This is a genomic window from Nonlabens antarcticus, assembly GCF_015356755.1.
GTDB lineage: Bacteria > Bacteroidota > Bacteroidia > Flavobacteriales > Flavobacteriaceae > Nonlabens > Nonlabens antarcticus.
Genome location: NZ_JADFCO010000066.1, coordinates 662,853 through 681,829 on the forward strand (window position 1 = coordinate 662,853; position 18,977 = coordinate 681,829).

18 protein-coding genes are annotated in these 18,977 nt (G+C 36.6%); 9 read left to right on the top strand and 9 right to left on the bottom strand.

Annotated elements, in window-relative coordinates; all coding sequences use genetic code 11:
* Positions 1–390: 390 nt before the first annotated feature.
* Together IQ282_RS13970 and IQ282_RS13975 are read right to left on the bottom strand one after the other, a co-directional pair.
* A complete protein-coding gene (locus IQ282_RS13970; RefSeq protein ID WP_194852489.1) occupies positions 391–1,305 on the bottom strand; it encodes a glutaminase in 915 nt (304 codons plus the stop codon).
* A 730-nt stretch (positions 1,306–2,035) separates the two neighbouring features.
* The gene (locus IQ282_RS13975) at positions 2,036–4,204 is read right to left on the bottom strand and encodes an FG-GAP repeat domain-containing protein (protein ID WP_194852490.1); all 2,169 of its coding nucleotides are present in this window, start codon (positions 4,202–4,204) and stop codon (positions 2,036–2,038) included.
* A gap of 520 nt (positions 4,205–4,724) precedes the next feature.
* Between IQ282_RS13975 and IQ282_RS13980 the strand changes: the two genes are divergently transcribed.
* Positions 4,725–5,393, top strand: coding sequence for an FAD-binding oxidoreductase (locus IQ282_RS13980; RefSeq protein ID WP_194852491.1), 669 nt, complete (start codon positions 4,725–4,727; stop codon positions 5,391–5,393).
* 179 nt (positions 5,394–5,572) lie between these two features.
* Here IQ282_RS13980 and fumC read toward each other — a convergent pair whose 3' ends face one another.
* Entirely contained in the window at positions 5,573–6,967 is a 1,395-nt protein-coding gene (gene fumC / locus IQ282_RS13985) for a class II fumarate hydratase (RefSeq protein ID WP_194852686.1), read from the bottom strand.
* A gap of 310 nt (positions 6,968–7,277) precedes the next feature.
* On the opposite strand from fumC, the gene IQ282_RS13990 reads away from it, so the two are divergent.
* Positions 7,278–7,463, top strand: a complete 186-nt coding sequence (locus tag IQ282_RS13990; protein WP_194852492.1) for a hypothetical protein — start codon at positions 7,278–7,280, stop codon at positions 7,461–7,463.
* A 512-nt stretch (positions 7,464–7,975) separates the two neighbouring features.
* On the opposite strand, the gene IQ282_RS13995 is transcribed toward IQ282_RS13990, so the two are convergent.
* From IQ282_RS13995 to IQ282_RS14005, 3 genes are read right to left on the bottom strand one after another with little or no spacing between them, the layout of a single operon-like run.
* The gene (locus IQ282_RS13995; protein WP_194852493.1) at positions 7,976–8,299 is read right to left on the bottom strand and encodes a translation initiation factor; all 324 of its coding nucleotides are present in this window, start codon (positions 8,297–8,299) and stop codon (positions 7,976–7,978) included.
* A gap of 9 nt (positions 8,300–8,308) precedes the next feature.
* The gene (locus IQ282_RS14000; RefSeq protein WP_194852494.1) at positions 8,309–8,884 is read right to left on the bottom strand and encodes a mechanosensitive ion channel family protein; all 576 of its coding nucleotides are present in this window, start codon (positions 8,882–8,884) and stop codon (positions 8,309–8,311) included.
* Complete coding sequence (locus IQ282_RS14005) at positions 8,881–9,798, bottom strand: septum formation inhibitor Maf (protein ID WP_194852495.1); 918 nt, start codon at positions 9,796–9,798, stop codon at positions 8,881–8,883. The genes IQ282_RS14000 and IQ282_RS14005 overlap by 4 nt, the downstream gene beginning before the upstream one ends.
* Positions 9,799–9,965: 167 nt before the next feature.
* Here IQ282_RS14005 and IQ282_RS14010 point away from each other — a divergent pair, with 167 nt between their 5' ends.
* The 3 genes from IQ282_RS14010 (at position 9,966) to IQ282_RS14020 (ending at position 11,689) form a co-directional block, all read left to right on the top strand.
* Positions 9,966–10,448 (top strand): lipocalin family protein, encoded by a 483-nt coding sequence (locus IQ282_RS14010; RefSeq protein WP_194852496.1) that lies wholly within the window; start codon positions 9,966–9,968, stop codon positions 10,446–10,448.
* Positions 10,449–10,488: 40 nt separating this feature from the next.
* Positions 10,489–11,175, top strand: coding sequence for an OmpA family protein (locus tag IQ282_RS14015; RefSeq protein WP_194852497.1), 687 nt, complete (start codon positions 10,489–10,491; stop codon positions 11,173–11,175).
* 121 nt (positions 11,176–11,296) lie between these two features.
* Positions 11,297–11,689 carry a DoxX family protein gene (locus IQ282_RS14020; RefSeq protein ID WP_194852498.1) on the top strand — a complete coding sequence of 131 codons (393 nt, stop codon included), beginning with the start codon at positions 11,297–11,299 and terminating at the stop codon, positions 11,687–11,689.
* On the opposite strand, the gene IQ282_RS14025 is transcribed toward IQ282_RS14020, so the two are convergent.
* Complete coding sequence (locus IQ282_RS14025) at positions 11,686–12,033, bottom strand: DoxX family protein (RefSeq protein ID WP_194852499.1); 348 nt, start codon at positions 12,031–12,033, stop codon at positions 11,686–11,688. The two genes, IQ282_RS14020 and IQ282_RS14025, sit on opposite strands and share 4 nt — an antisense overlap.
* A 157-nt stretch (positions 12,034–12,190) precedes the next feature.
* On the opposite strand from IQ282_RS14025, the gene IQ282_RS14030 reads away from it, so the two are divergent.
* A complete protein-coding gene (locus IQ282_RS14030; RefSeq protein WP_194852500.1) occupies positions 12,191–13,243 on the top strand; it encodes an NAD(P)-dependent alcohol dehydrogenase in 1,053 nt (350 codons plus the stop codon).
* A gap of 79 nt (positions 13,244–13,322) precedes the next feature.
* Complete coding sequence (locus tag IQ282_RS14035) at positions 13,323–14,345, top strand: hypothetical protein (RefSeq protein WP_194852501.1); 1,023 nt, start codon at positions 13,323–13,325, stop codon at positions 14,343–14,345.
* 54 nt (positions 14,346–14,399) lie between these two features.
* On the opposite strand, the gene IQ282_RS14040 is transcribed toward IQ282_RS14035, so the two are convergent.
* Complete coding sequence (locus tag IQ282_RS14040; protein ID WP_194852502.1) at positions 14,400–15,611, bottom strand: GAF domain-containing sensor histidine kinase; 1,212 nt, start codon at positions 15,609–15,611, stop codon at positions 14,400–14,402.
* A gap of 273 nt (positions 15,612–15,884) precedes the next feature.
* Here IQ282_RS14040 and IQ282_RS14045 point away from each other — a divergent pair, with 273 nt between their 5' ends.
* On the top strand, positions 15,885–16,316 hold the full coding sequence (locus tag IQ282_RS14045) for a PepSY-like domain-containing protein (protein WP_194852503.1): 432 nt from the start codon (positions 15,885–15,887) through the stop codon (positions 16,314–16,316).
* A 106-nt stretch (positions 16,317–16,422) separates the two neighbouring features.
* On the opposite strand, the gene IQ282_RS14050 is transcribed toward IQ282_RS14045, so the two are convergent.
* Positions 16,423–17,580: a sensor histidine kinase gene (locus tag IQ282_RS14050; RefSeq protein WP_194852504.1), complete on the bottom strand. Its 1,158-nt coding sequence runs from the start codon at positions 17,578–17,580 to the stop codon at positions 16,423–16,425.
* 377 nt (positions 17,581–17,957) lie between these two features.
* On the opposite strand from IQ282_RS14050, the gene IQ282_RS14055 reads away from it, so the two are divergent.
* Complete coding sequence (locus IQ282_RS14055; protein WP_194852505.1) at positions 17,958–18,881, top strand: EamA family transporter; 924 nt, start codon at positions 17,958–17,960, stop codon at positions 18,879–18,881.
* Positions 18,882–18,977: the final 96 nt, after the last annotated feature.

Consider the following 18,977-nt stretch of genomic DNA (forward strand, 5'->3'; position numbering starts at 1 on the left):
CTCCCAAACAGTTTATGCACAGTTACGCTGATGAAAAATTTCTTTGGACTTAATCATAAGGAGTTGTTCTTTCTTTTCGCGACTGGATTGCAAGGTAAAGACGCTATAACTTTTATTGAATAAGATTAAAAGTTATAAACTCCATCAAAATTTCAAATGTTTTAGTCGTGTTGAAATTTTGAAAGGAATGCGATTTCTATTCATTTACGGATATTGAATTGATTGCAAAACTTATTCAGAATTCGCTTTCGCGAAAGCGAACTCTTAGGTTATAAGATTAGATGATATACTTTTAATCACATTTTACCGAAGTGGCAAAAGCTGCTAAGTAAATATTGTCGTTTAAAATTTCCAAAACTGGCTTTTAAAGCAAATATCCTTTTAGAAAAATTAAAATATAGAAAGCTCAGATAGCGTGGTAAACTCTTCTAGAAATTTCATGCCGCGATATGAATTTCCTTTTGAATTTAATTTAGGACTCCACACTGCAATAGCATATTCATTAGGATGGATGGCTATGATACCGCCGCCCACGCCACTTTTCCCTGGTAAACCCACTCTAAAAGCAAAATCGCCAGACTCATCATAAAAGCCACAGGTTTGTAGAAGCGCATTAATTCTTTTATTTTGACTTTTAGTTAATATCTGATTATCATCGTGGGTCGTTTTTCCTTTATTTGATAAAAATAGGAATGCTTCTGAAAGCTGTTTACAACTCAACTCTAGTGAACATAAATCAAAATAAAAATCGAGTACGTCTTCAGGCTCATTATTTATATTTCCCAATGACTTAATGAAATTGCACATCGCGATATTGCGATATCCAACGGACTTCTCTGAAGCTGCAATTTTATTAGAAAAATTTATATCTTGATTTTTACATAGACTTCTAATGAACTTTAATAAATCTTCTTTGGGATCAGTTAAATGACTTAAAAGAATATCAGAAATGACCAATGCTCCCGAGTTGATAAACGGATTCCTAGGTATTCCATTATCATTATCAAGCTGGATTAAAGAGTTGAAACCTGTTCCTGAAGGTTCTAGACCTACACGGGTCCAAATACTTTCACCCAACATCTTATAAGCTAAACAAAGGGAAAAAACTTTAGCAATACTCTGTACGGAAAATTTTTCCTCAAAATCTCCAATTCCAAAATCAAAATTAGAAGAGGTTGAAATGTGGATACCCAACTTATTAGAATCTACGACAGCCAATTCTGGAATATAACAAGCTAATTGACCTCTGTTTTCTAGCTTAATAACCTTTTGGAAAACCTCTTCAATCAACTCCTTATAACTCATTCGCTCTATTTAAATAATTAGTTTGCGCAATAGTAAGGTAGAATAGGTACACTAACGAATTGTTTAGGTCCATTAAGATTACTTTTTATGTTATTTGTATATGACATAGGTCAGCTACAAGTTGTAGAACTTATAAATTTGCTGGTTTTATAAAGTCATAATTAAATTTTCGGTTTGCTAAATAGTTCCTAAGATAATGACGTAAATGAAACATGAATATTTACGATAGGATAAAAAGGAACGGAAACCTCAGAAGATAGGTTAATGCTGTTGGTCAAAAAAAACTTTATAAAGTCCTGAATTTTTTTGACATATTTTTTATTAGAAACAAAACATAATTTTCATACCTATGGATTTAAGAGTATAAAAAGTAGAAGTTAGCTATATAGTTATATAGCGCTTTCTCTAATAAAATGTCAGTCTACGAGCTTTGTAACAGAAGGGAGTAGAGGTTTTGAGGTGAAGGATTAAAAAAATCATCAATCGTTTATAGACTTATAATTTACACCCGTAATTAAAATAATTCATCAGAAAAAATTTTGAGTATTGAACAAAAAGAGACATAGGAAAACTCGCTCTAATTGTTGTGTGTAATAAGCATATGCCATTGCAAAATCCAAACTTATCTTTGACGACTCTTACAGAAGCACTTTAATTAAAAACTAAGTAGATTTCACTTGTTTTTTACCATAGTTATTTGGTGCCATTTCGTTGTTATTCGGAATACTATTTATTCGTTTAGTTTTTTACTAACACCCGCTTTCCATACATAAGCATTACCATCGCTATGCACACTAATTAAGTCCGCCTTACCGTCACCATTTACATCGGCAACACCAACAATATAATGTCCTGTTTTATCTACATTAGCGGTGTCTAAAGTACCATCGAAAGATGCAGTGGTATTAGAAAAATTGCCATTGGAATCGCCTTTAAAAACGTAAGCATTACCATTACTATGCACACTAATCAAATCTGCATTACCATCTCCATTAACATCAGCGACACCAACAATATAATGTCCTGTTCCATCTACATTAGCACTATCTAAAGTTCCATTGAATGAATCGATAGCTCCAGAAAACTTACCATTGGAATCTCCTTTCCACACATAAGCTCTACCATTACTATGTACACTAACTAAGTCTGCTTTTCCATCACCATTGACATCAGCGACACCCACAATATAATGTCCAGTCCCATCTACATTAGCACTATCTAAAGTTCCATTGAATGAATCTACAACTCCAGAAAACTTACCGTTGGAATCTCCTTTCCATACATAAGCTCTACCATTACTATGTACACTAACTAAATCTGCTTTTCCATCACCAGTAACATCAGCAACACCAACAATATAATGTCCAGTTCCATCTACATTGGCGTTGTCTAAAGTACCATCGAAAGATTCGGTAGTATTAGAAAATTTACCATTAGAATCTCCTTTCCATACATAAGCTCTACCATTGCTATGAACGCTAACTAAATCTGCTTTTCTATCTCCAGTAACATCAGCTACACCAACAATATAATGTCCTGTTCCATCTGCGTTTGCAATATCTAAAGTTTTATTGAAAGATTCGGCAGAATTAGAAAACTTGCTACTAGCATCACCTTTCCATACATAAGTACTTCCATTACTATGTACACTTATTAAATCAGATTTTCTATCGCCTGTGACATCTGATACACCTACAATATAGTGCCCAATTCCATCCACATTAGCGTTGTCTAAAGTTCCGTTGAAAGAACTAACGACGCTCCCGAATTTTTCTTTATGTTCAATAGTCATTTCATCCATTCCATAAATGATATGTTGATAACCTGATTCAACGGTTTTCTTAAGACAATCTGAATTATTAAAGAAATTGCATCCACCCATTTCTTCATGCCCAAAATTTAACCAATGTTGTTTGTACCAACCAAGATCTGTGTTTTCCTCTTTCCAAGAAAATGCACGAATAGATTCATTTATATCCTTACTGACTTTATCTCCAGAATGTACAATATATACTTTTAAGTTGTCTCTAGCCGCCGGAGGAAAAGTCACATCCATATCAACTTTCCAACAATATTTATTATTATCAATAGGATTTCTCAGTATGTCTTTTTTGCTATTAATTGGCAGGTATTGTTCAATTTTTCTTTTAATAATTACATTTGGCAAATGGAATAACATATTCGGAAGTTTCGCCAATATAGGATTTGCAGCTACTGGATCATAACCTTGCACAATTAATGGCGTTTTTGAATAGATAGAACTATGTCTCAGACGACTACCAAGTCGAAAAGCAAGTGCACCACCTCTACTTTGTCCTGATAATACTATTAACTCTACATTTGATGGAATAAACTTGGAAGTTAAAAAATTGAAGAAGGCAGTCTCTCTTCGTTTTGTTTCATTTTCAGACCTAAAATAACCTAGTCTTGCATCAAAAGCCAATACAAATAGAGTAGATTCTTTTGGGAATTGTCCAGAATTGATAAGTTTAGAAGCGAGTGATAATGAGTTTAATGTTCTTTTAGCCTCTAAGTTGTTAGTTGATCTAACACCTTGTTTATAGTTGTTTGGTTGTCCTGTAAGTACATTTGTGTAACCATCTCCATAATTTCCTGTAGTAATACCATCACTACTTGTTGGATCATCACTCTGTTGACCTGCAGCTATAAAAACAACTCTTTTAACTTGGTCTCTAGGCGGTTCACTAACTATTGATATATAAGTGTCTTGTCTACCAGTTAAACTAACTCCAGCTTCTACCCAATGATTTAGTTTAGAATGATTGGATCCTGATTTGTTTGTTACTCTCATTACAGTAACTTGCTCTTGAGCAAAACAGTATTGACTAAAAATCAAAAAAATTATAGTAAACATTAATAAAATTCGTTTTGCTTTCATAATTCTTTATTTATTTTAATGGGTTTTACATCCTAAATATTAGTTTTCCTGCTTTTTTTATCAAAAATAGGATTTATTTATAATTGTAATATCTGTCATTTGATCAATGGTATAGTTCATTCGATAATCGGTTCTCCACAATGAATGGCAACGTCAAAAGTATAATGCGTTTAAGGCGTTCCCTCTCATTTGGCTGTTACTTATAATTGGTTTAGATTGATGAAGATATACAATTGAAATGAATAAAGGCCTCGCTAGTAGCAACTTGCTTCGGACGAGATTTTGCGAGCGGAAGGCACAACCTGATGCATTTAATTAGTGATTCTTGCCAGTTGATACTATACGCGAATAGTATGCGATTAAATTATAAGGGTCGAGTTTACAATAATTTTAGGCTACCATGTCGTGTTCCGTATAATAGAATAAATTTTCTAACACTTGAGCGGTTTAAATGAATGTTAAACAAAGACACAGTTTACCAAAACACCTTACCTTAAAAAGGTCTATTTAAATACTGATCATGGAACAGAAAGTAAAAATTAAAGAGGTGGTTTCAATCACCCACGATGTCAAACAGTTCAAAACAGAAAAACCCGCCGGTTATAACTACACACCAGGTCATGCGACAGAGGTTTCTATAAATAAAGAAGGTTGGCAAGACAAAAAAAGACCTTTTACATTTACAAGTCTTCACGACGCAGATCATCTGGAATTTGTTATTAAAATATATCCAGATCACGATGGTGTCACAGAGCAGATGGATGCGTTAGAACCTGGTGACGAATTGATACTAAGGGATACCTGGGGAGCCATTGAATATAATGGTCCCGGTTATATCATTGCCGGCGGTGCTGGAATAACACCTTATATTGCCATGCTGCGCGATTTGAAAAGAAAGGACAAGCTTGAGGGAATGAAACTGCTATTTTCTAATAAGACAGAGAAGGATATTATTTTAAAAGCAGAATTGGATGCCCTTTTAGGAGAACATGCCACCTATGTGATCACAGATCAAAAAGATACCTCTCATAAAAAGGGTCACATAGATCAGGAATTTTTGAAAAAGGAAATTAATGATTTCGATCAAAAGTTCTATGTCTGCGGCCCGCCTAAAATGACTAAGGAAATAGCGGCGATCCTAGAAAATCTAGGAGCTGATCCTAACCAGGTGACACTGGACGATCAGTAAGCTAATAAAGATGTGCTACGTTGCTATACAAGAGACTTTAATGAAGCAAAATCCAGCAATAAAAGCCTGTTAAATTGTCAGCAACATTGATTTAATTCCGCTTTCGCGAAAGCGGAAAATTTCCCACAAAAAAAGCCCAATCCTTGAGATTGGGCTTTTGTATTTATGATAAACTATTCCTATCTTTTTCCCACCATTTCTTCTGGTTTCACCCATTCATCAAATTCCGCTGCTGTGACATAGCCTAAAGCCAGTGCAGATTCCTTAAGGGTCGTTCCTTCCTCATGGGCTTTATTTGCAATTTCGGCCGCTTTATAATAGCCTATTTTAGTGTTTAGAGCCGTTACTAGCATGAGAGAATTATTCAATAAATCTTTTATACGAGCATGGTTAGGCTCGATACCAGCAGCACAATGTTCTTCAAAACTTCTACAGGCATCGCCTATGAGCTGGGCACTTTGCAAGACCGCAGCTGCCATAACTGGTTTGAATACATTAAGCTCGTACTGTCCCTGCATGCCACCCACACTTACCGTCACGTCGTTCCCCATAACCTGAGCACTCACCATAGTTAAGGCCTCACATTGTGTAGGATTTACCTTTCCAGGCATAATGGAGCTTCCAGGTTCATTTGCAGGGATCATAATCTCGCCTATACCACTGCGAGGACCGCTGGCTAGCATTCTTATATCGTTAGCAATCTTATTGAGCGATACCGCAACTTGTTTCAATGCACCATGTGTTCCCACAAGAGCATCGTGAGCGGCAAGCGCTTCAAATTTATTAGGAGCTGTTTTAAAAGGAAGCTCCGTAAATTCTGAAATAAATTCTGCCACCTTCACATCATAACCATCAGGCGTATTCAGTCCAGTTCCCACCGCAGTTCCTCCCAGAGCTAATTCACTTAAATGATCCAGAGTGTTCTCCAGCGCTATGATACCGTGATCTAATTGTGACACATATCCTGAAAATTCCTGTCCTAATGTGAGCGGCGTTGCATCCATAAGGTGCGTGCGTCCTATTTTTACAACATCTTCAAACGCGATGCTTTTTTTATGTAGCGTGTTGCGCAATTGTATGATTCCAGGAATGGTGTTTTCCACCACTTTTTTATAACAAGCAATATGCATTCCCGTGGGAAAAGTATCGTTACTACTTTGTGATTTATTCACATCATCATTGGGCTGGATGGTTTTTTCTCCCTCACCTATTTTATGACCTGCAATCTGGTGCGCGCGGTTAGCAATCACTTCATTGACATTCATATTAGACTGGGTTCCAGAACCCGTTTGCCAGATCACCAGCGGGAATTGATCATCATGTTTTCCCTCTAAGATTTCCTCACAAACCTGAGCAATAAGGTCGCGTTTTTCAGTAGTTAATACGCCTAAATGTTCATTAGTATAAGCTGCCGCTTTTTTCAAATAGGCAAAACCATAGACGATTTCAAGAGGCATGCTTCCCGCAGGTCCTATTTTAAAATTATCCCGAGAACGCTGTGTTTGAGCGCCCCATAATTTATCTGCAGGTACCTCAACCGGTCCCATTGTATCTTTATCTATGCGATATTCCATTTGATTTGATTTTACACAAATATAGCCGTCCACCCATTCTTTTAACAGCCTCACGGTTATAAATTACTCTTAATACGACATTAGATACTGCGCAATAGCGATGTGATTCCTACTATTCAAAACTGGGTATGCGTACTAGTTTATATAAAAGAGAGTTCCATAAAATTTTTAAAATAGGAGAGAGGACACCCTATTAAATAATATAATGGTCGCTATTCACAATTACACATCTTATTTTGTTGATAAAGTTGGCGCAGGTTTTTCTTTTTATCTGCAAAGCCCTTATCTTTGCAATCAATAACACATTATTATGTTTGAATTTGATCAATATTTAGGCTTTTTGGCATTTGCGGGAATTCTTGTTATAGGTTTTTGGCTTATGATTTTCTTGACAGCTTTTGCGATTCCTTATTGGATTACAGGAACATTGCTGGAAAAACGTAAAATGAAGAAGGAAGCTAAGAAGTTAGAACAGGATAAAGAACTGCGAGCTTAAACCTATTTTAATTATATTTTAAAGCATGCCATTTAGGATTTCCTAAGTGGCATTTTTTATGCAGTTTATTTTGAACTTTAATAATCATAGTTCCAATCCGTTAATTTAAAAGATAAGTTCTACTTACAGAATTAGTCGTCTGACTGTTAATGTGCTAAGTTCGTTCCCGCAAAATGAACGGTATGATGATTATTATGTCTAGTCCGCTTTCGCGAAATGAACTTTTCCACGGGATTCAAGATAAAAGAGATCCCGAAACTCTTATCAAAATATTGCAAGAAGGAATTCCGTTTTCTTAAGAAAGATTCCAAATATCTGATACGCAATACAAAAAAAATCGAATTCACATTCTTTCCAAAATCCCAAAAACCTGTTTCGAGCGAAAGTCGAGAAAAGGTAAGTTCCAAACTCGATATAATCTTTAATTTTTCGCCTTTGGGGAAATGCCAGCAGGCAAAGAGTTTTCTGTCGTTTCTAGAACCTCCTAAAAAGTATCACGCTAGAGCGTCAAATCAACCGCCTACACGTTTTACCTTAAACCCCTTTTCTTTTAAAATTTCCATAATCCGCTGGCGGTAATCGCCTTGGATGATGATTTGGTCATTTTTGAAACTTCCTCCTACACCTAGAGTCGTTTTGATATCTTTAGCAAGAATTTTGAAATCTTCGGTAGCGCCAGTATAGCCTGCGATAATTGTATTCACTTTTCCTTTGCGTTTTTCAAACCTACATTCTAGCGGGTCGTCTTGCAACCAGATGTCACTTTTCTCTTCGGGAGTTTCTTCCGGAACCTCGTGCTCTGGAAATAAATTTTTGAGTTGATCACTTAATTCCATAATAAAGTTTTATCGAGCAGTGGGATCTGCTTCTTGATGTTTTCCGGGTTCATCTTGTTTGTAGATATCAAATATGGACTCTGTGCGGTCATATAAGATACTTACTCCCTTTTGCATCAATAAGTTGTTAGGATAGGTGACAAGTTCGCCGTCTGCAGTTCTTAATATGGTATAAAACCCTTTAATATCTTCAATTACTCCTGTTAGTGGCAAATCCTTATCGTGGATTCTAATACGGTCGCCTATCTTATAGGGAAATGAAAAGTAGAGAATGAAACTAGCAGTCACATTACTCAGGATACTCCAGTTTGCAAACAAGGCAACACCTACCACTGCAAATGTGGACCCTAAAACTACCAAAAATCCATCGCGCTCGACAATCCACACTAAAGCGATACTGATTAACGCCATTGTCCATATAATGTAACCTATGTATCTTTTTAAATATTGCTTGCGCAATTTAGAACGTTCAACTTGTTTACTCAACTTCAAGGCACTCCAGGAAACTATTTTATGCATCAAAAAACCCAACAGCAATAATACTCCTGTTAATATAACCTCACGCTGTAAGAAAAAATTTGTCATAAGTCTAAACTATCTCTTAGGACACTATATTTATTGCTGTTCTGTTGCCAGTAAGCCGTTTTTAAAGTTTTTCTGAGTACCGCTGTGGTGGTGGACATTCCCTCTAAACTAGGAAATTCCTCTTTCCAAGAAATGATTTCATATGGAAATTTTTTACCAACGACATAAGTAACTTTTCTACCTCCCTTAAAATCGACCCGATAGCTAAAGGTAGAATCGGTGGTGGCCAGGTTTGCAGTAGCTGCTTGTGCGTTTAACTTTTTATGGGTAAGCCGTAAATATTCTGTAGATGGAATAATATTCATTTTCCCGGTAGGCATTTGCTCTGGACCCAACCGCAATTGCAGCGGAATTTCGTTTTCCAGAATTGCTGCTTCCACTTTTAAGTTTTGATTTCCTTCTCCTTGAAAGTAACTATTCAAGACACCTTCAAAATTATCACCGGTTTTATCAAGTTGCATGTAGGTGTGGCCACACCATTCTTGTATTGAGGTGGCTACTTTTACAGCATTATCTTGAGAAGATAAAGGCAGAAAAGTACTACTCATAATTTTATAAGGATAAATGCCGGTGTAAAAATCTCGGGTTGCATTCAATTTCAACATGGACCTATTGCTGTCCTCGTTTTGATCTGTTTTGATATTTTCGTTAACACTAAATGGTTCAGTTACAAATATCATTACAGCAGTTCCTTCTCTGATCTCTCCATACCGCTCCATCTTTAGATCATAACTGGAAATTTCTGCAACGCCAGAATACCAATAATCCTTGAACTCGTTTGATAAGTTTCTCGATGCAGATCTAGTCGAATCTGGATTGGAACGGTTTTCAATCTCACGCAAACTAGAATCTTGATCCTTATTGCAAGAAACAATGCATGCCGCTAGAAGTAGAATTGTAATTAGGGATCGCATTATTTATATTTTTAACAAAGATAATCATTGCCTCATACCTAGACTCTAAGTCTTTTTTCATTCTCAAGCTTCTTTATATCAATTTAACTATTTGCTGTTAAACATCGTTAATCTTTGAAAGTTACAGGGAGCATAAAGTTAATTTTGGCCTTCAATCAATAATAACTATGAAAAAATTTATTCTATTAGGATTTGTGGCTACTATGCTTCTTGCAAGTTGTGGAGGTACTCAAAATATCCAGAAACAGACCGAAAGAACCGTACGTGGTAATTGGGTTGTAGACAGCGTTACTTACAACGGTAATGGTGAGTTTGCATCAACATTACTTCAGGACGTGTCCGCTAAATGTTTTGAAGGAAGCCAGTGGTACTTTGTAGCAAATAACAATCGTGGAAGCTATTCTATTGAGTCTATAGGCTGTGATACTGGAACTAGAAACTTTGTATGGGTAATACCCGGATCAAAAGACATCATTGAAGGTGACCTTTTATTGAAGCCTACTGGTGATAACTATAAAAGTGATTCTGATGCTGGCTTTAGATTGAATGTTAATAACCTGACTGAAACTAGCATGACTTGGAGTCAGAGTGTTTTGGTGGAAGGTAGAACTGTAAAAGTTAATATGAACTTTAGAAAACTTGCCGAGTAATCAACTCCTTAATTCAATTCAACTAACTAAAAATTAAAATATGAAAACTAAAATTTTAAGTATCGCAACAGCCTTGCTATTAATTGTAAGCTGTCAATCATTACAAAACACAAATAAACAACAACGTGGTACCGCTATAGGTGCTGCAGGTGGAGCAATTCTAGGAGCCATCGTTGGAAATAATGTAGGTGGTGGTGACAATCAAACGGAAGGTGCTATTCTAGGCGCTGTAGTAGGTGGTGTTGCTGGTAACGTGATAGGTCGTAAAATGGATAAGCAGGCTCAAGAAATTTCTCAAGAAATTCCTGGGGCAGAGGTAGAACGTGTGGGCGAAGGAATCGTAGTAACATTTGATGAAGGAAGTGGTGTAAAATTTGCTACAAATCAAGCTTCATTAAACGCATCTTCTCAAGCTACCTTGAATAAGTTAATCAACGTAATGAACAATTATGATGGTACAGAGATTCTTGTTTCTGGTCATACAGATAGCGCTGGTGATGCAGCATATAACTTAGAGCTTTCTAAGAAAAGAGCATTTGCTGTAAGAGATTACTTATCGGCTAAAGGTGTTGCGATGAATCGTATGGCTGTAACTTATGCAGGAGAAACTTCTCCTATTGCTACGAATGATACAGCAGCAGGTAAAGCAAAAAACCGTCGTGTTGAAATAGGTATTGTTGCCGGTGAAGAAATGAGACGTGATGCAGAACAAGAAGTGAAAGGATAATCTAACTTCTTTAAATTATAGCCGCTATGGATCTACCATAGCGGCTTTTTTTGTGAGTTTATTTACACTGTGTTCTGGCTTTACAAACTACTTTAGTGATCCATCAACTAAAACACTTTAAATGGAATACAATTTTTTAAACATCCTTGAAATAATTATAAAGCTCGTCGTGGGTTTAAGCATCCTGAACGTATGGATACTTAATCGTGATAATGCCTCGCCCTGGCGCGCTGGAAACGCCACAACCATGCGTGAGGAATTTGCGGTTTATGGTCTTTCAAAAAGTATGATGGTCATAGTGGGAACCCTTAAATGTGTATTTGCCGTTTTACTTATAATATCGATATTTTATCCCAGCAACTTTTTCCCGAGTATTGAATGGATAGGAGCAGCAGGAATTGCATTAATGATGGCAGTAGCCATATCAATGCACTTTAAAGTCAAAGATCCCCTTAAAAAATCAATACCAGCAGCGACCTTTTTAATACTTTCCTTAATTGTTATCTTGATTTAGACCATTAGCCATAGTTTAAATGCTATAATAGCATTCAAAACCATAAAAATAAATGCGGGTGAGGATTCATAAACAGAATCTTTGACCCGCATTCTTACTATAAAGCCCATAAGCATTAATAGCGATAAACCAGTTGCTGAAATAGCCGCGAGTATAAAAGAAAACTTAAAGAGCAATAAGCCCACAGCGCCCACTAATTGTAGTACACCCGTCAATTGTCGTTGTAGTTTGGTAAGGCCAAATCTTGTGAACTCAGTACGCATGTGAGGTGTAAATAAACAGGTGGTTCCAAAGAAAAGGAATGCAATACTGCTTAGATAAATTAAAATATATAAGGTGTTCATAAGAGCCAGTTGAAATATTCCGCTTTCGCGAAAGCGGAAACGGGATAAACTTAATGCAAAAACGTCAGTATTGGGCTAATGACTACAGCTTTAACGGCAGCTTAACCGATTTCCATGTATGCACAATTATATTTGCGTTATAAATCAATTACTACATATGTCTACTAAAATAAAAGCGTACGGAACACAAGATCCCAAATCAGATCTTAAGGAAATGACGATCGAAAGACGGGAGTTGAAGGATACTGATGTGAAGATCGATATCCTTTATTGTGGAGTGTGTCATAGCGATATTCATTCTGCCAGAAACGATTGGGGAAATGCAAAATATCCCATCGTTCCAGGTCATGAAATCATAGGAAAGGTATCTGAAGTAGGTTCCAAAGTATCTAAATTTTCAAAAGGTCAACTAGTAGGAGTGGGCTGCATGGTTGATTCTTGTCTTACTTGCAGTGCTTGTGAGGAAGATCTAGAGCAATTTTGTGAAAGTGGGATGGTAGGAACTTATAATGGAAAGGATAAACATTCTGGCGGCCATACCTTTGGAGGTTATTCTACAAGTGTTGTAGTTACAGAGCATTTTGTTCTCACCATTCCAGAAAACCTTGATGTTAAAGCAGTAGCACCTTTATTATGTGCAGGGATTACTACGTTTTCTCCATTAAATCACTGGAAAATTAAAAAAGGAGATAAAGTAGGTGTTGTAGGTTTAGGTGGTTTAGGTCATATGGGAATTAAATTTGCAGCCGCAATGGGTGCAGAAACTATTATGATAACTACTTCTCCAGAAAAAGCGTCAGATGCTAAGCGATTGGGTGCAAATGGTGTCTTGGTATCTAAGGATAGCGATGCCATGAACGAGCATAAAGGAACATTTGACTTCATTTTAAATACGGTTCCCGTAAAACATGATGTCAATCCTTATTTACAATTGTTGAAGAGAGATTCTACTATGGTAATGGTAGGTGCTATAGAACCTTTAGAGCCTATGAATGGTGGTAACTTAATCATAGGGAGAAAGAGTATTGCAGGATCTTTGATAGGAGGTATCAAAGAAACGCAAGAGATGTTAGACTTTTGCGGTAAGCATAATATTGTGTCTGACGTTGAAATGATTGATATGAACGAAATTAACACAGCATTTGATAGAGTGACAGATAATGATGTGAAGTACCGTTTCGTTATTGACATGGCATCTCTTAAAAATTAAGAATAATTATTATAACAAATTTTATTTAAGTCGGGCAATGGTAATCACTATCATTGCCCGATTTTACACAAGATCACGTATGAAATATATTTTAGGAGCTTTACTGCTCAGCGGGTTTGCTAGCATAGCGCAATCTGACAAATTTGGTGGGTTTAAAGATTATTACCCCATTGCCGTTCGTCCAGAGTTTTCTGTTGGCGTAGGAAACAACCAGTATGAACAAATCTTAATTGAAGCAAAGCCAGCCGTTTACTATGGCATTTATAACAACTTGAGAGAAGCATTAAATAAGGATACTATTTCTAATGGCGATGCAGTTTACATAACATTTCAGCCAGAATTTAGAATTTATAATGAAGAATCAAATCCAGTAAAAACACCTTCCTATAAGGTGTTATTAGGATGGCAAAAAATATTCAAAACTAACGCCGACAATTTTTTAACTGCAGCTATAGAATCTGGTCATTACAGCAATGGTCAATCAAACAGTGCTTTCAGTCAAGAATTTGAAGACGCATCAGATGAAAGTGTGGCGCTTTATGAAACATTCACAGACGACACAGACCTTGCTGCTTTATTGAATAGGTCTTCTGGTAACTTTTCTGTGAACTTAACTAGATTCTCACTTAATTATAGACTTAATACGTTTGATAAAGATAATGTTCCCGAAAAAATCCATTCCATTACTGCAACATATCAATTGTATCACGATAAATTTCTAGGTGTCGCAGATTTTGGAGGGTATAACCCAGAAGATATCAATATCTACGGTAGAAATAGAGTAGAGGTAGGATATGAATTTACAGGCAGATACAAAAAGTTCAGGTATACCTTGAGCGAGCAGGCATTGTATCATTTTGGCTCCCATCCATCTGCAAATCCTTTTAGATCTGAAACTAAGGCGATTGTTTATCCATGGGATAGGGACTTAGGATTTGTATTGCAGTTGAGTATAGGACGAGATGACTACAACTATAGATTTGTGGATAGTTTTACACGATTGTCCTTAGGAATAACCTGGGACTGGTTTACCCCTTTTGTAATAAAACCTACTAAGACCCAAAAGGTGGATCCCGACAAAGGTCTTAAGATCTTGAATTAAAAAATCCCTGAACATAAATATGTTCAGGGATTTCTGTATTTAGCAGGGTTGATATTAATTAATTTCTCGAGGAAATTTCATAGTGATTTTGGTTCCTACACCTAGCTCAGACTCGATGTCAATCGTGGCGTGTAATTCATCCAGTAATCTTTTAGTCGTGGCTAGTCCTATTCCAGTACCTCTTTTACCGTTGCGATCTGCTTCATCTGCAGTGAAGAATAATTTGAATACTTTATCAATTTTATCAGGGGCAATACCTCTCCCGTTGTCTTCTACGGTAAGCGTGTAGCAATCTTTTGATTGATTTAAATCTATGTGAATGGTGGTGGGGTCTTTATCTCCATACTTGATACTATTAGAAACGAGGTTCAACAAGATCTGGTGTAAGGCAGAATTACTGGTGCGCATCACAACGTCCATTTCTGGTGCATAGGTAACTAAAGTATGCTCATCAGTTACAGTCATCGCTACGATATCTTCCACAAGATCTACATAGCTAATTTCTTCAAACTCCTCGCTGGCAAGTTCATCACTTTTATAAAACGTCAACATACCATCAATATAGCGGCTCAATGTGCTACCGGCATCTCGCAGGTATTGAAGATATTTCATGGAGCGCTCACTAATCTTTTCAGCGTTTTCTTTCTGAAGTAAATCTGCAATCATCAAAATATTTGACAAGGGAGCTTTCAGATCATGAGAAACAATTCCCGCAAAATCTTTAAGTTCTTCATTCCGTTCCTCGAGCTCTTTTTTTGTGCGCAACAACTCAACATTTTGCTGACGCTCTTCAAACAATAGCATCACATGCTTTGCCATGCTCTTTAAAGACCTTAATTGCAAATCTGTAAGCTCTCTAGGTTTCGTATCAAATACGCATAGAGATCCTAACTTATATCCGTTTTTATCAATTAGAGGAACACCAGCATAAAAAACAATGTTTGCTTCGTCTAATAAAGGGTTACCAATAAAACGCTCGTCTTTAGTGGCGTCCGGTACAATAGTAACTTCATCATCGCTGGAAATGGTGTGGGAACAAAAAGAAATCTCACGTGGGGATTCCTTCATATCAATACCATAACTGGACTTAAGAAAAGTTCTATTTTTATCGACTAAGTTAATGATGGAAATTGGAACATTGCAAATGGTGGCCACGATGTCTGTAATACTGTCATAGTTGTCTTCAGGCATCGTATCAAGCAAGTCATATTTTTCAAGTGCTTGCAAGCGCTTCTTCTCGTCGGTCGGAATAGGTGCAACAATCATAGATTTTATTAAGTAACAAATTAATGACTTTCTTTGATGATATCAAATATCATTTTAATAGTAAGTCTAAAAAGAACATTGGTGTAAAGGAAAACCGTGCCATGATTTTCTAAGCATTTCTCGCTGCCATATTAGTGCAATCAAAATGGCAAAGGGCTCATTGAGTTAAAGGATTTGGCAAAAGCATGGCATTACTAGTAATCTTTAGCCAATTGATCTTTTCTAAACGCTTTCAGCTATTCTTTCCTCTTATAATTGTATCAAATTAAATCAATGAATCTCTTTTTCACACGCATTTTATTTGTGTTGGTTCTGGTCTGCACTACAGGTTGTGAAAACTCAGATGAAATCAAAGTACCACAGTCCGTAGAAGCAACTTTTCTAGCTCAATATCCTGGTGACAATAATCCAGACTGGGAGAAAAGTGCACAAGGGAATTGGGAAGTCCATTTCAATATTGCTGGTGAGAAATATAGCGCAGATTTCCAACCAAATGGTTTATGGATAGCAACACAAAACAGCATTACAAAAACGGAATTGCCAGAGCTGGTAAAACAAGCTATTGATAAGAATTATAGTACTGAAAAAATAACCAAAATCCATCGTGTTATCCATCACAGTAAAGGAGTGTTTTATTATGTAGAATTCAAAAGCAATGAAAAAAGCTACAATGTAGAATTTATAGAGGATGGAACTACTTTTTAAGCAGAATGTCAAAATTCTCTATACGGTGATGCTCAAGTAAAAAAACATAAATGAAAGAAGTCATCGTAAATATTTACGATAAAAAAAGCGGCCACCGGCCGCTTTTTTATGTTAACAGCTTTTCTTTAGGAATGCGGATGGTAAGAGCAGTTCCTTCCGTTGCAGTAGACTCAAATGTAATGTCCCCACCGTGAAATCGTGCAACCATCTGAGCGATGTAAGTTCCCAGTCCTGTGCCTCGATCTTTCCCAGAAGTAGTATATTTCTCAAAGAAATTTTTCTGAATTTCTATAGGTATCATGCCAGCATTAGAAATACGTATTTTGAAATCGCTACCATCCATAATAAGGATGTCGATCGTACCGTTTTCTGGAGAGGCATCAATCGCATTTCCTATCAAATTTTGAAATAAGTGCTCTAGATAGAATTGATCACCATTAATGAATAGCTCATCACTTCCAGGCTCGATCTCCTCATCGTTGCAAAACATATTGATCTCTACCTTTTTTTCATCAATGAGATTCATAAAATCCTTAGTAACACTAGCTAAGGAGCTTATTACATCAAATAATACATATTGAGGAAGGTATTCACCACGCTCCATCTTGGCAAAATCACGTGCAGATGCAAGCAGGTGTAATGTATCTTTTCCCACGCGCTTTATCGTTTCAACCCATTTACGCTGGTTGTCATCTATTTGCGTTTTAGATAAAATATCTGCAACAGAAACTATGGAACTCAGTCTGTTGCGCAAATCATGCTCTGCAAGCCGATTAGCGATATCCTGAGTTTCAAGTTTGCGTTCTAATATTTGGACGGTAGTTTCCAGTCGTACAAAAGTGTCTTCAAGTTCCTCCGCTCGAACTACCAGTGTCATTTTACTTTTATCACCGGTGTTTGCATCTTTTAGAAATGCAGCATTTGCGAGTATTTCAAACTTTTCCTTTTCTTTATTCTGTACAGTCCATCGTCCTTGGAGTTCAAACTCTTTTTCCATGAATTCATGATGATATTTCATCAATTCCTCCTTAGACTCTTCAGGAACCATGGCTGTAAATTTTTTACCTATCAGTTCTTCGCGCGTATATCCATAAATATCACAATAGGTAGCATTTACATCCGTAAAATAGCCTTCCATATTAGTGATGCAAATACCGATAGGCATGTGCTGAAAGAGATTAAAGGAAACGGCTTTTTTATCCTCAAAAATACTTTTGATGGAATGTAGATGGTTCTTTATATTTTTTTCTCGAGAGACATTCATAGTGTTGGTTGCTTAACAAAAAACAATAAATACGACACAAATCTACGAATAATCGTACATTTCTGAAACACCCGATATTATTAAAGTAATCGTGATTTTTAGGTGCTATGTTGGTGAGAGTAGGGGTTTCGCTTTAGCGAAAGCTAACTTTCACTCCATTTCATCAATAATGTTTCTAGACTTATAATGGCATCAAATTAAGATAGCTAGCCATTTTTAAGTAAGTGAAATCAGAGGTGTTCCTGATTTAAAATTAGTTGACAAGACTTAAGATCACTATCAATTTTATTGATGCATTTTAATCTATATCCTGCAGTATTACTCTAGTTTTGCATCCTTTTAAAACAGCTTCTTTCAGCCTTTAAGATTATAATTTGATGAGCATTTCTCGCAACACTTGGTTATTAGTTATTGCATTTTTTAGTGTGTATGTATTCTGGGGCAGCACTTATTTATGGAATAAGATGGCGGTTACAGAATTGCCTCCTTTTTTTCTAGCCTCGATCAGGTTTACTTCTGCTGGGATTTTGATTTTTACCATCGCAAAGTTCTTGAAGTTTGACCTTGCTATCACTAGAAAGCAGTTTTTGAACTGTATTCTGGCGGGATTTTTATTTCTCGCTTATGGTAATGGAATGTTTGTATGGGCCCTTAAGTGGGTGGATACTGGTTTTGCTTCTTTACTAGCGGCAATGCAACCCTTGATTATTTTATTGATGATGCGCGCTATTCATGGCAAAGCGTTGCAATGGAAATCAATGGTAGGTGTTGGACTGGGATTAATAGGAATGTATTTTTTGATAGGTCAGAATTCCATCATTGAAAAACCAGGGATGTTGATAGGAATAGGCATGATTTTTACGTGTATGATCAGCTGGTGTAGTGGAAGTTTATTTGTTGCCAAAGCAGACCTGCCTAAGAATTTCTTTGTAGCCGCAGCTTACCAGATGATAACAGCGGGAATTACACTTATGATGGCAAGCTTTCTATTTCAAGAAGATTGGAAATCACCAGTAGAATGGTCGCCCTCCACATTTGTAGCAATGATCTGCTTGATCCTTTTCGGCAGTATAGCGGCTTTTACTTCTTTTAATTATTTACTGAAGAAAGTCTCTCCAGAAAAAGTGAGCACCTCCACATTTGTGAATCCGCTAATTGCTATTTTATTGGGTTGGTATTTCCTGGATGAAAACCTAACCATGCAATCTGGTATCGCCGCATTGCTTCTTCTTACGGGCGTTTATTTTATCAATAGCCGCAAGCGAACTCCAGATGAACCTGTATCTCGCAAACGTACTTAATTAGTTTTTCGAGGATAATAGCTTTGACTTTATTAATGGCAGGAGATCCTTAATATAACGAATCGTGATTTTCTGCGGACAATTTGAGCTGGCTTC

What these genes read in the sequence shown, in the direction of transcription:
- IQ282_RS13970 (WP_194852489.1), bottom strand. Translation starts at nt 1,305, where the DNA reads ATGAGTTATAAGGAGTTGATTGAAGAGGTTTTCCAAAAGGTTATTAAG.
- IQ282_RS13975 (WP_194852490.1), bottom strand. Translation starts at nt 4,204, where the DNA reads ATGAAAGCAAAACGAATTTTATTAATGTTTACTATAATTTTTTTGATT.
- IQ282_RS13980 (WP_194852491.1), top strand. Translation starts at nt 4,725, where the DNA reads ATGGAACAGAAAGTAAAAATTAAAGAGGTGGTTTCAATCACCCACGAT.
- fumC (WP_194852686.1), bottom strand. Translation starts at nt 6,967, where the DNA reads ATGGAATATCGCATAGATAAAGATACAATGGGACCGGTTGAGGTACCT.
- IQ282_RS13990 (WP_194852492.1), top strand. Translation starts at nt 7,278, where the DNA reads ATGTTTGAATTTGATCAATATTTAGGCTTTTTGGCATTTGCGGGAATT.
- IQ282_RS13995 (WP_194852493.1), bottom strand. Translation starts at nt 8,299, where the DNA reads ATGGAATTAAGTGATCAACTCAAAAATTTATTTCCAGAGCACGAGGTT.
- IQ282_RS14000 (WP_194852494.1), bottom strand. Translation starts at nt 8,884, where the DNA reads ATGACAAATTTTTTCTTACAGCGTGAGGTTATATTAACAGGAGTATTA.
- IQ282_RS14005 (WP_194852495.1), bottom strand. Translation starts at nt 9,798, where the DNA reads ATGCGATCCCTAATTACAATTCTACTTCTAGCGGCATGCATTGTTTCT.
- IQ282_RS14010 (WP_194852496.1), top strand. Translation starts at nt 9,966, where the DNA reads ATGAAAAAATTTATTCTATTAGGATTTGTGGCTACTATGCTTCTTGCA.
- IQ282_RS14015 (WP_194852497.1), top strand. Translation starts at nt 10,489, where the DNA reads ATGAAAACTAAAATTTTAAGTATCGCAACAGCCTTGCTATTAATTGTA.
- IQ282_RS14020 (WP_194852498.1), top strand. Translation starts at nt 11,297, where the DNA reads ATGGAATACAATTTTTTAAACATCCTTGAAATAATTATAAAGCTCGTC.
- IQ282_RS14025 (WP_194852499.1), bottom strand. Translation starts at nt 12,033, where the DNA reads ATGAACACCTTATATATTTTAATTTATCTAAGCAGTATTGCATTCCTT.
- IQ282_RS14030 (WP_194852500.1), top strand. Translation starts at nt 12,191, where the DNA reads ATGTCTACTAAAATAAAAGCGTACGGAACACAAGATCCCAAATCAGAT.
- IQ282_RS14035 (WP_194852501.1), top strand. Translation starts at nt 13,323, where the DNA reads ATGAAATATATTTTAGGAGCTTTACTGCTCAGCGGGTTTGCTAGCATA.
- IQ282_RS14040 (WP_194852502.1), bottom strand. Translation starts at nt 15,611, where the DNA reads ATGATTGTTGCACCTATTCCGACCGACGAGAAGAAGCGCTTGCAAGCA.
- IQ282_RS14045 (WP_194852503.1), top strand. Translation starts at nt 15,885, where the DNA reads ATGAATCTCTTTTTCACACGCATTTTATTTGTGTTGGTTCTGGTCTGC.
- IQ282_RS14050 (WP_194852504.1), bottom strand. Translation starts at nt 17,580, where the DNA reads ATGAATGTCTCTCGAGAAAAAAATATAAAGAACCATCTACATTCCATC.
- IQ282_RS14055 (WP_194852505.1), top strand. Translation starts at nt 17,958, where the DNA reads ATGAGCATTTCTCGCAACACTTGGTTATTAGTTATTGCATTTTTTAGT.